A 9,666-nucleotide genomic window follows, 5' to 3' on the forward strand; every position below is an offset into this window, starting at 1 on the left:
ATAGCGCCTATATACTAATTACAATTACTTAGTAACATATTCATAATCTCATAACAATCTTCTGCTACAAAACCTTCTGTTTTATATAGGTACTCAGCAGGATTGCCTACTAAGCACCAAAGTAAACATTTAGAATATCCTCTCCTATATAATTCGCTTAACGCAAATTTAATCATTTTCCGACCATAACCATGCCTCTGACAATCTATCTTAACTGCAACATTTTCAATGCAATTTTTATTTAAAAGCAAGCTGGCAACAATTTTACCATCACTTTCTAATACAAATAAATCATTGCTGTTATCTGCATATTGGTTTCGTGATTTATCAGTTGATTCATCACATTTTGAATTTAAACCAACTGACAACCTCATATTATGAAACGCTCTTGAAACAAGTTCAAAAGTTTCGATATAGTCCTTATCCTCATGACGAATACCAGTAAATTCTTCTTTACTTAAAATTGTTTCATTAGTCATATAAACAGAATAACAATAATGCTCAAACCCATTTTGGGATAAAAAATTATGTATTATATCATTCCTTACGAAGTCACAAAAAACTGTTTGTGTTCCTGCAAATTTCATTTCTTCAAGAATTGCAAAAAATAGTTCCGAACCTATACCATGGTTCCTATATTGTTCTCCTACAAACATCCATATATCTCTTTCTGCACAATCCCCTTGTTCATATATAACAACTGCCCTTATTTATATTATCTTCTCTTAAAATTAATGCACTCTCAGGACTTTCTTCAAGTCATTCAATTAACCCGTCAATAATTCTTGGATTTTGATAATGGAATGAAATGATATCGCTTTTCATACTTGGATTATACCGTTCTATTATACGTTCATATTTATTCTGTATATATTTTTTTCCTGTTTTTCTTGATATTAACATTTTGTAAATCCCCCATTTTAATAAATATAAAAGATATCCATTTATAACTTCCAATTTATATATTAAAATAATGTTATAACTCCATAAGATATAAATGGCTTTCTTTATCCATTTTTTCTATTGCATATCTAAAAGAAATTCTCGGCATACTCTTGTGATTTTTAATTAGGTAATCAATTACTTCCCCTTTATTTACTTGTGAAAATGACTTTAGCATCCAACCGTATCCTTTGAGTACCAATTCGTTTTTATCATTCATCAAATTCTCCTTTCTTTGGAGAATATTGACCTGTTATTTCGATAATATTTCCATCTGGGTCTGTAAATTGAAAATAATAATATGGTTTTACATTATTAACATATTTGATTTTGGTCAATTTATCGCTAATACCTAACTGCACTATTCTTTCTCTTTCTCTTTCTTTTTCCAGGTTTTCGGCCCAGAAATTTAATACAAATTTATGTGTATTTTCAGCTTCTGCCATTGCAACCAAATTATCGAATTCCTCTATATATTCTCCTTTACACACAGTTAAATTCGGATTCATGGCATCAAAATAACCATTCATAATGGAAATATTATTTCCTTCAAACTCAAACTGAGCAAATCTTTGCATATTTTGAGCACTTACTGGCATTTCTAATAATTTTTCATAGAATTGAATTGACTTATTAAAATCTTGTACTATTAAATAAATCGAACCTAAGTGCATATATTTGCCTCCTTATAATAATAGTTATTTCATTTCCTCTATGTTGCTATGAATAACGTTTACATGGTTATATGATAGGGCCCCATTTTTATGTTTTCTTGCCAAGTAATTTCGCCTGATGTGGATGCAATTGAATGTTCTATATCTAAATTTACGTTAAATTTATCGCTTTTATTAAAAAATTCATTGATCTGATCAATTCCATAATACCATTGATTTTCAGGACCAATAATATATGGTATTTTTGATTTTACAAAATATTTTTCTATCATCTCTTTTGTAATATCTTCAATTCCTAAAATATCTACTTGAAAACTTTTTAAAAGCTCCTTTATTTGGGGCGTGATTTGATTGTATTTGTATTCATTAGCTTTATTATTTTGTTCGTTATAACTATCTGTATATTGTTTAGAATTTTCAAAACGTTCACCCGGAAAATTAGCCCTTGGAATAGAAAATTTAATATGCTTAAACTTCCATCTGTCTTTATCTCTTAATAGAACTCCGCTTAAACCTAAAGGCCATAAATATTCTCTTTTTCCTTGTAAACGCTGATGATAAGTTAATGCTAAAACCCAATTAATATAAGTAACCTTCTGTTTGGGCGTAAGTGTATCATCGTGAACCTTGTCCTTGATAAAACTAAGATAATTATCATATCTCTCTAATGTATCTTCAAAAATATATTTAACTGATCCCTTAGTCGAAACCCACGCAACATCTTCAAAACGTGATATATTTGCATTTTCACAGTCTATATTTATATCTCCCCAATATTTCCAATCATCTTCGATTAAATTTCTTACTTCATCAATCCCTAAAGCTAACTCACCGGTTCCGGTACCTAATATAGATGTTTCGTGTGAATCTATAAAAATTTTTTTCATAAAAAAGTCTATTTCTTCCAAATTTCTTTTAGTGTAGCCTTGCTGAAATTTTTTTAGGGTTTTTCTGATTTCCTTATTTTCAGCTCTTAAATCACTAATGCAAACTTTTTCCCCTAATTCTTTTTCTAATGCTTCATTTAAATATTGAACACCAAATTTATTCATTATTTATTAATCCCCCAGTGATAATCTTGTTATTGAAAAGAGAACAAGTACTTTGTTTTTACCAATCTATCCCTACCACATACCAAAATACGGTTTATTGCCCTCCAAATATTCTTTTAATCTTCTTTTTGTTCCCGGAGATAATCCTTTTAATGTATCATCAATCTCACAAAACTTAAACTCTTCAATTTCTATACTCTTTTTATTATTCATTTGAAAATTTTCAGATTCAAATATAATAATATTATCATTTTTACCTTCACTGAAATTGTTATAAACTCCGAATAAATTCATATCATCAATTTCTATCCCTAACTCTTCTTTTAATTCCCTACAAATTGCTTCTTCAAAGGATTCCCCTTTTTTTACTCCGCCTCCCGGCAAATACCAGTAGTTGTCATAAGTATGTTTGACTAAAAGAATTTTGTTATTATCAATTAATATTATTCTTACTCCTATTGTAATAGGCTTAATGATTTTCCACTTAATCTTTGAAATGATATGAATGAATTTTATTATAAATTTCATATAATCACCTTTTTGAAATTTCCATTCAGATGTATATTAGAATTATTCCTTTCAGATACAGATAATTCTAATATACTCCTTCTAATTCCTATATGTTTTACAAGTTCGATTATTACTTCTTTATTTTTAGTACTATAAACATACTGTCCTTCTCCACAATGAATAAATTCTTTCATTGCTTCTTTACCATCTTTAATAGATTTTATAATATTAACCTCATCAACATATTCCTTATTTCCTTCAATATGAGATTTTAATATTTTAAACTTAACAAATTGATTGGGATATAATTTCCTTACCTCTTTCCAAGTCATAACAAATCTCTCCTTTTAGTGTCTTTTATATTATTATATCAAATCAAAACGGTATATGTAATTCTCTATTAACTCGGTATCTGAATCAACTCTTTCATACTCCTGAAATTACTATCTTTAATAATGATTTCCAGGCATATCTTTGTCCCGTTTTGGTATACCTTATAGGCGTTAGAATCACAATTTGATGCGATTATGCGATATTTGTCATTAATTATTTCCAGAGCGCAATTATTTTCAATTCCGATTCCAACGCCGCCATGCATATTTATCATGGCATCCATTTTCTCGCTGTAACCTTCCATATTATAATGTGGACAGATAATAAAATTTAAAAATTTTAGACATTCAATGTCAATATAATTCTTGAAATCATTTGCTTCTTCATCTTCAAAATAATAACTTCCCCAGCAAAGAGCACCTGCACTTTTCCCTACCAAAACTATTCCATTCTTATATGCTTTTAGAAGAATCTCATCCATTTTATATTTTTTGAAATAATCCATAAGCCTTTGAGTATCTCCACCCTCAACATAAATGACATCTGATGAAAAAATCTTTTCTTTAATCTCATACTCTGTGGGATTTTCTCTTACCAAATACAGTATGTCAAGATCACATCCAAACCTTTTTTCATATATCCCCCTAAAAAAATCACAATAATCCGGGTCATCCCCTCCTGCTGTCGGAACGTAAAGTACCTTTGGCTTTTTATTGTCTGTTAATCTGATTATCTCTTCATCAATTATATCCAAAGACAAAGGAGGGGTTACACCTCCTATCAATACAAATTTCCCCATAAAAATATCCTCCCTATGAGAAAAATACTGTTATTCTTTTTTATTAGTGCGGTTGCCATAAAATATTTATTAACTGAAAGTTAGATCAAAAGAACATTATATTATCCAAACACCTAAGAAGTTTATCCGATATATGCTCATCGATCATAATATAAAACCTTGGGTTCAGAAAAGCCTTCGAACCGTTTTCCAGACTCAACCTGTAACTATGTTTAAGTACAACTCCGTCATTATTAATGTTGCAGTATTTATTATCCCATGGGGAGTTTGAGTAAAATTGAAGCTTATTATTTAAATTTTCTCCTTCAAAAATGGCTGATGGGTTAAACAATACCAAGCATTCCCCCATTCCGCCTCTATATTTTATAAAATCATGTTCTTCATTCTCCGCCACGACATAGCTTTTGGTAAGGTCATTATTCAGATTAAAAAATGTTTTCGTGATAAATGCTCTATCCTTCATAAATATCTTCATATCTTGAGATACCTCAATAACGTGGCATAATACGGGAACTTTGGGAAGCATTAAAAAGTATTCATTTATTTCAAGCCCTTTGAATTCGTTATACTCTTTAATTAAAAGCCTTGAATTTATTCCATGCCATATGTTACCGCAGCTATCGGAGATTTCAATAAAATCCGTTTTGATTTTCTCTTTCAATACAGGTTTTGAGTTAAAATCCCAATCTTCGGGCAAAGTCTGTATTCCGCCAAACCAAGGATTATAATCGGAACTGATTTCTATATTTGGAAACGTGGATTTAAGCCATTGATGGCCTTTATATTTTAAAGAATACAATCCGCATCTCCTATTTTAAAAACCAAAGCCTTTCTCTCAAAGGAGGCAAGTCCAAGGTCTGCTTTAACTGAAATGACATCTTTATCCTTGCAACCTCTTTTGCGTAGGACGGATCATATTCAATAATCTTCAGATTTTCCATGGACACAGGGACGTTTTGTCTTGCCTAACCCCGATATCCTGCTTAACTGTCTGACATTGTACCTTTCACGCTGTAACATATTTAATAATTACGTTTCTTTTATCCGGAATCATTTCCGTCAAGTTAGCAATATTATATTTTTCTTTTATTATCTTTCTTAATTTATCATCACTATAGTAACGTCCCCCTATCTGCATTCTTTTCCGCAGAGATCATATATTGAAATATCGGGATTGCTGTTTATCCGTATCGGTATCCTGGAAGTGCCTAAACCTCGCGATATAATTATATACTTTCCGTCATATTCATTCACTCCGCTGGGAAATCGGGGATATTTATTCCATATTCTACAGACAAAAGGAATGTTCCATTGGTTTCCGTGAGTATGACCGGCCAAAATAATATCAAAAGGTATGCCCCTTTTTTCAATATAGTCAATAATATTGGGGGAGTGAGCAAAGAGGATTCTGTATGTAAATTTTTCTTCATTTAAAGCATTATTATAGGATTCATTGCCGTAAACGGAATTATCAAAACCATAGAAAAGTATTTTGTTATGCGAATCTTCCATAACTTCGTATTGATTTATAAGAACTTTTATTTTATTGCTGTTGTAGCCAACTAATTTTTTGATAATATCAGTTTCCTTTTTCCTTAAATAGCTTACTTCCGTCCTTTCATAGTTTCCTAATATTATAAAGATTCTTTTATTAACTTTTATTTTCTTTAATTCTTCCATAACCTTTTCCAATTGGACGGAATTATTGCATAAATCCCCTGTCAAAATTACATAATCGACACAGTATTTATTAATAATACTGCTGATACTGCCGTTTAAATACCGGGTTTTTCCATGAATATCCGATATATGGGCTATTCTGATACATCCCTTTATCTTATTGTCACGTATCTTTACTTTCCTGATATCTACAAAATTCGTACCTTTTATAATTAAAACAAAAATAACTAATAGAAGAAAAACTATAAAAACCATGAATTACTTCCTTTCTATCCTATGTGCTTAATTTCATGCCGCCAGTTAACAATTGTTGCTAACTCATTATTTTGTCGCCTGAATTACGCAAAACTCAATTCTTGTATCGACTATCGGAAATCCGTCAACACTTGCACCCTTTAAAATTTTGCCTTCAGGCGTAGGCTCGATATTTGCTAAAAACGAATTAACGATATTAACATTCCAGCCTGCTTTCTTAAATGTATCAACGGCGTTATCCCTTGTAACATAAGCTGCATTTCCATATTTATTAAATAAATCCATATGAATCTTATCTTCTTTGTCTATAAAAAACATAACAGACATAAACGTACCTTTTGTTATTCTGTTCATCTCTTTTATTACTTCACCGGGACATTCAATGTTTTGAAGTCCCATATTGCTGGTCAATATTTCAATTGAATTATCTTTAAAAGGAGTTTTTCTTGCATCAAATGATATCAAGCTCAATTTATCATATAAGCCTTTGTATTTATAATATTCCTTGTTTCTTTCGAGAACCGTAGGACTAAAATCCGTAGCAACAACATAGTTCTTCCTTTCCTTTAACAGCTTTTCAACAAGATAGCCTTTGCCGCTTGCTATGTCTATTATAGGTCTATCAGACTTAATATTGTTAACTATAAAGTCAATTTGACTTTTCCAACCATCAATATAATCTTGGGTATATATTTTTTTATAGGCATTTTTAAACATCCCAGAGCTTGTCTTGAAGTCATTTTTTGATTCAAAATATGAAGCCTTAAACCAGTAATCGGCTCCATTCATTTCTCCTTCCGGTGTATTCATCAGCTTATCATAAATACCAGGGTTTTCTCCTAAATATCTTTCCAACTCACTTTCACCATGCTTCCAAAGGTCATTTCTCGATAAATCGTTAGTCAAAAATACTGCAATTTCATTCCTAATTTCATATACCGATTTACAAGACGGGCAAACCGCATTCCCATTAATTATTCTATCCTCATCTTCATCTTCTATATTCCATATCAATTCGTTATGACACGATGGGCATATAAGCATGTCAATATAACGTTTATGCATTTCCCATTCCTCCACGTAATAATAAAATATTCTATCCTTCCCTTACTGCCTTTATAAATTCAAGGGCTTTATCATAACTTACTATTTCATAACATTCTTCATGAGCAGATTGAGTATAAGCATATGACACATTACTTACTGTAGTTGGATCCGCCCTCCATATTCTGCATGAGCTATGATATTGAGAAATTCCGGTTTTGTTGATTAAATAAGAACAGTTTGATGCATTAACACCACCGCCTGCCAATATTTCAATTTTATCTCCGTACATATGTTGAAGTTCAGATAATAAATTTGCTCCTTCTGCTGCTTTAGGCTTTAATCCGCTTGTTAAAACTCTTTTGACTCCTAAATCAATCAAGATCTTCATTGTTTCATACGGATCTTTAACACAGTCAAATGCTCTGTGAAATATGGCATCTTTGTGGTACTTATGAATAGTACTTATTATTGTTTTATTTTTTTCTTTATCCATATTTCTGTTTTCATCTAAACAACCAAAGGCAAAACCTTCTATATTATAATTACCCATAGCTTCTATGTCTGATATCATAGTTTTAAATTCATAGTCATTGTAGCAAAAGCCACCCGGGCGTGGTCTTACCATTACTACAATAGGAATATTGCAGTTTTCGGCAGTCAGCTTTATAGTCCCCATGGAAGGAGTCAATCCTCCCAAATAGACGGCATTATTCAGCTCTATCCTATCGGCACCTGCTTTCTGTGCAATCAGAGCATCTTCCAAACTTCCGCAGCATATTTCAGCAATTCTCTTCATTGTATTCCTCCCCCTCCCTGTTTTTATTTAACTAACTATATATTTTATCATATCATTTAATATTTTTGTGTAATAACTTTTTACGATATCATTTATTTATTATTGTTTTTGCTTACTTATGGTGATATTATTTAAGTGAAAGAGGAGGAATATTTTACGTATTAGACTGGTCAAGAAAAACCAAATTCAGACGCTCTACAAATTATTACTGATTTTTAAGGAAGCCGACAGATTATGTATTGGGTTAAAAAATTTTAAATTCGACTTAATGGAAAAAATCTAAACTGTTATTATCCCAATTCTTGGTGTTATAAAAGCCGGAGAACCTATATTTGTACCAGCAAATATTGAAAACTATGAATAGGCTGATAAGGGTAAATCTTCTTATTTACGGGTAAATAGCGACAGTACGATTGATGCAATGGCCCATGACAAATATTTAGCTTACATAAAAACAATCAGATGTAGATATGGTAATATAGCGATTGTTTTAGCAAACGGACATGAAGCTACTTTAAAAGCCAAAAACTCAATAATTCTTCGGCAGTAAAATTCTAAATATAGTTCTATGATTTTTAATAAGAAAAAGATTAAATCTGGATATATAAAGATTCTTGATAGAGCTATTCACGTCAAATTTAAAGTTTGAATAAATTTAAGGAGGTTATAATTATGGGTGCTAAAAATAAGGTTATTGCAGGAGATTAAGAAGGAAAATTAGTGTCTTGTTCTCTTGGGATTGCTTCGATCTCAACAAGTTTTACTAAATTTATTAATTTGGATAATAGTACAGTTGAATCCTATGAACTTGTAACTGACGAACACAGAAAAAGCGCTAAAAGTGGTATTGGACGTGGAATAGTAGGCGGAGCATTACTTGGTCCTGTTGGAATGTTGGGGGGTGCTTTATCTGCTAAGTCCAAGGGTATTTATACCGTTGCTATCCAATTTAAGGATGGCAAAAAAAGTTTGTTAGAAGTAAATGACAAAATCTATAAAGCTATAATTAAAAAATGTTTTTAATTATTCTTTTAGCATAGTTTTGGCGATATCTTGTCTATCTTTTATATATAAATGGATAAGATATATGTGTTCTGGAAATTTTGGGATATTATATCATATTTTTTTATTTTACCAATTGTCTTCCTCCTCAATAATTATATCTATATTACTATATCAAACACTATAAAATAAAAAACCACTGGATATCAAATAAAAAATATCTGGTGGCTTTTTATCATTCTGTTGATGCGGCAATATAAAAATTTTTTTGTTCCTTAGCGATCTGCTCTATGTTTATATCGAGTTATATTGTTAAGTTCCATACATGTCCGCGATCATCTATTTGCTTCTTTGGTAAGTAATTGAGTGCTGCATTCTTTTTGAAGATTTTTGAAGATATAGGCATATGTTTGTAGTGCGTACGTAACAGTCTGAAGGACTGAATCGATTACTTTTGAAGAGTTGTCTGTTCCACCTTAGCCTTCAGTGAACTTACTAAATATGGTTTCAATTCTTAATAAACATTTTCAATGTTTTATCAAAAGCAACAAAAAATTTTATTCAACTTTTTTAAAA

The 9,666-nt window shown here is 30.9% G+C and carries 14 protein-coding genes; 1 reads left to right on the top strand and 13 read right to left on the bottom strand.

The window, feature by feature from the left end; all coding sequences use genetic code 11:
* Positions 1-14: 14 nt before the first annotated feature.
* From PP176A_RS02720 to PP176A_RS02770, 13 genes are all read right to left on the bottom strand, one after another.
* Entirely contained in the window at positions 15-656 is a 642-nt protein-coding gene (locus tag PP176A_RS02720; protein WP_071138903.1) for a GNAT family N-acetyltransferase, read from the bottom strand.
* 103 nt (positions 657-759) lie between these two features.
* Positions 760-903: a hypothetical protein gene (locus PP176A_RS16150; protein ID WP_159429024.1), complete on the bottom strand. Its 144-nt coding sequence runs from the start codon at positions 901-903 to the stop codon at positions 760-762.
* 73 nt (positions 904-976) lie between these two features.
* Complete coding sequence (locus tag PP176A_RS02725; RefSeq protein ID WP_071138904.1) at positions 977-1,162, bottom strand: DNA alkylation repair protein; 186 nt, start codon at positions 1,160-1,162, stop codon at positions 977-979.
* Positions 1,155-1,616, bottom strand: coding sequence for a VOC family protein (locus PP176A_RS02730; RefSeq protein WP_071138905.1), 462 nt, complete (start codon positions 1,614-1,616; stop codon positions 1,155-1,157). Before PP176A_RS02730 ends, PP176A_RS02725 begins: the two co-directional genes overlap by 8 nt.
* Positions 1,617-1,675: 59 nt before the next feature.
* On the bottom strand, positions 1,676-2,668 hold the full coding sequence (locus PP176A_RS02735) for a nuclear transport factor 2 family protein (RefSeq protein WP_071138906.1): 993 nt from the start codon (positions 2,666-2,668) through the stop codon (positions 1,676-1,678).
* 72 nt (positions 2,669-2,740) lie between these two features.
* Positions 2,741-3,196, bottom strand: coding sequence for an NUDIX domain-containing protein (locus PP176A_RS02740; protein WP_083381738.1), 456 nt, complete (start codon positions 3,194-3,196; stop codon positions 2,741-2,743).
* Positions 3,193-3,510 (bottom strand): hypothetical protein, encoded by a 318-nt coding sequence (locus PP176A_RS02745; protein WP_071138907.1) that lies wholly within the window; start codon positions 3,508-3,510, stop codon positions 3,193-3,195. The genes PP176A_RS02740 and PP176A_RS02745 overlap by 4 nt, the downstream gene beginning before the upstream one ends.
* A gap of 68 nt (positions 3,511-3,578) precedes the next feature.
* Positions 3,579-4,310 carry a Type 1 glutamine amidotransferase-like domain-containing protein gene (locus PP176A_RS02750; protein WP_071138908.1) on the bottom strand — a complete coding sequence of 244 codons (732 nt, stop codon included), beginning with the start codon at positions 4,308-4,310 and terminating at the stop codon, positions 3,579-3,581.
* An 85-nt stretch (positions 4,311-4,395) separates the two neighbouring features.
* On the bottom strand, positions 4,396-5,109 hold the full coding sequence (locus PP176A_RS02755; RefSeq protein WP_071138909.1) for a hypothetical protein: 714 nt from the start codon (positions 5,107-5,109) through the stop codon (positions 4,396-4,398).
* Positions 5,110-5,316: 207 nt separating this feature from the next.
* Positions 5,317-5,448 carry a hypothetical protein gene (locus tag PP176A_RS16575; protein WP_255401445.1) on the bottom strand — a complete coding sequence of 44 codons (132 nt, stop codon included), beginning with the start codon at positions 5,446-5,448 and terminating at the stop codon, positions 5,317-5,319.
* Complete coding sequence (locus PP176A_RS02760) at positions 5,439-6,245, bottom strand: metallophosphoesterase (protein ID WP_071138910.1); 807 nt, start codon at positions 6,243-6,245, stop codon at positions 5,439-5,441. The genes PP176A_RS16575 and PP176A_RS02760 overlap by 10 nt, the downstream gene beginning before the upstream one ends.
* Before the next feature lie 66 nt (positions 6,246-6,311).
* Positions 6,312-7,310 (bottom strand): methyltransferase domain-containing protein, encoded by a 999-nt coding sequence (locus PP176A_RS02765; protein WP_071138911.1) that lies wholly within the window; start codon positions 7,308-7,310, stop codon positions 6,312-6,314.
* A gap of 31 nt (positions 7,311-7,341) precedes the next feature.
* Entirely contained in the window at positions 7,342-8,088 is a 747-nt protein-coding gene (locus PP176A_RS02770) for a copper homeostasis protein CutC (RefSeq protein ID WP_071138912.1), read from the bottom strand.
* Positions 8,089-8,808: 720 nt separating this feature from the next.
* Here PP176A_RS02770 and PP176A_RS02775 point away from each other — a divergent pair.
* Positions 8,809-9,111, top strand: coding sequence for a hypothetical protein (locus tag PP176A_RS02775; protein WP_200795952.1), 303 nt, complete (start codon positions 8,809-8,811; stop codon positions 9,109-9,111).
* Positions 9,112-9,666: the final 555 nt, after the last annotated feature.

The sequence above is a fragment of the Sporanaerobacter sp. PP17-6a genome (assembly GCF_900095615.1).
Taxonomy (GTDB): Bacteria; Bacillota; Clostridia; order Tissierellales; family Acidilutibacteraceae; genus Acidilutibacter; species Acidilutibacter cellobiosedens.

Excerpts from the sequence above, each read along its gene's own strand:
- PP176A_RS02720 (WP_071138903.1), bottom strand. The coding sequence starts at position 656 with ATGTTTGTAGGAGAACAATATAGGAACCATGGTATAGGTTCGGAACTA.
- PP176A_RS16150 (WP_159429024.1), bottom strand. The coding sequence starts at position 903 with ATGTTAATATCAAGAAAAACAGGAAAAAAATATATACAGAATAAATAT.
- PP176A_RS02725 (WP_071138904.1), bottom strand. The coding sequence starts at position 1,162 with ATGAATGATAAAAACGAATTGGTACTCAAAGGATACGGTTGGATGCTA.
- PP176A_RS02730 (WP_071138905.1), bottom strand. The coding sequence starts at position 1,616 with ATGCACTTAGGTTCGATTTATTTAATAGTACAAGATTTTAATAAGTCA.
- PP176A_RS02735 (WP_071138906.1), bottom strand. The coding sequence starts at position 2,668 with ATGAATAAATTTGGTGTTCAATATTTAAATGAAGCATTAGAAAAAGAA.
- PP176A_RS02740 (WP_083381738.1), bottom strand. The coding sequence starts at position 3,196 with ATGAAATTTATAATAAAATTCATTCATATCATTTCAAAGATTAAGTGG.
- PP176A_RS02745 (WP_071138907.1), bottom strand. The coding sequence starts at position 3,510 with ATGACTTGGAAAGAGGTAAGGAAATTATATCCCAATCAATTTGTTAAG.
- PP176A_RS02750 (WP_071138908.1), bottom strand. The coding sequence starts at position 4,310 with ATGGGGAAATTTGTATTGATAGGAGGTGTAACCCCTCCTTTGTCTTTG.
- PP176A_RS16575 (WP_255401445.1), bottom strand. The coding sequence starts at position 5,448 with ATGCAGATAGGGGGACGTTACTATAGTGATGATAAATTAAGAAAGATA.
- PP176A_RS02760 (WP_071138910.1), bottom strand. The coding sequence starts at position 6,245 with ATGGTTTTTATAGTTTTTCTTCTATTAGTTATTTTTGTTTTAATTATA.
- PP176A_RS02765 (WP_071138911.1), bottom strand. The coding sequence starts at position 7,310 with ATGCATAAACGTTATATTGACATGCTTATATGCCCATCGTGTCATAAC.
- PP176A_RS02770 (WP_071138912.1), bottom strand. The coding sequence starts at position 8,088 with ATGAAGAGAATTGCTGAAATATGCTGCGGAAGTTTGGAAGATGCTCTG.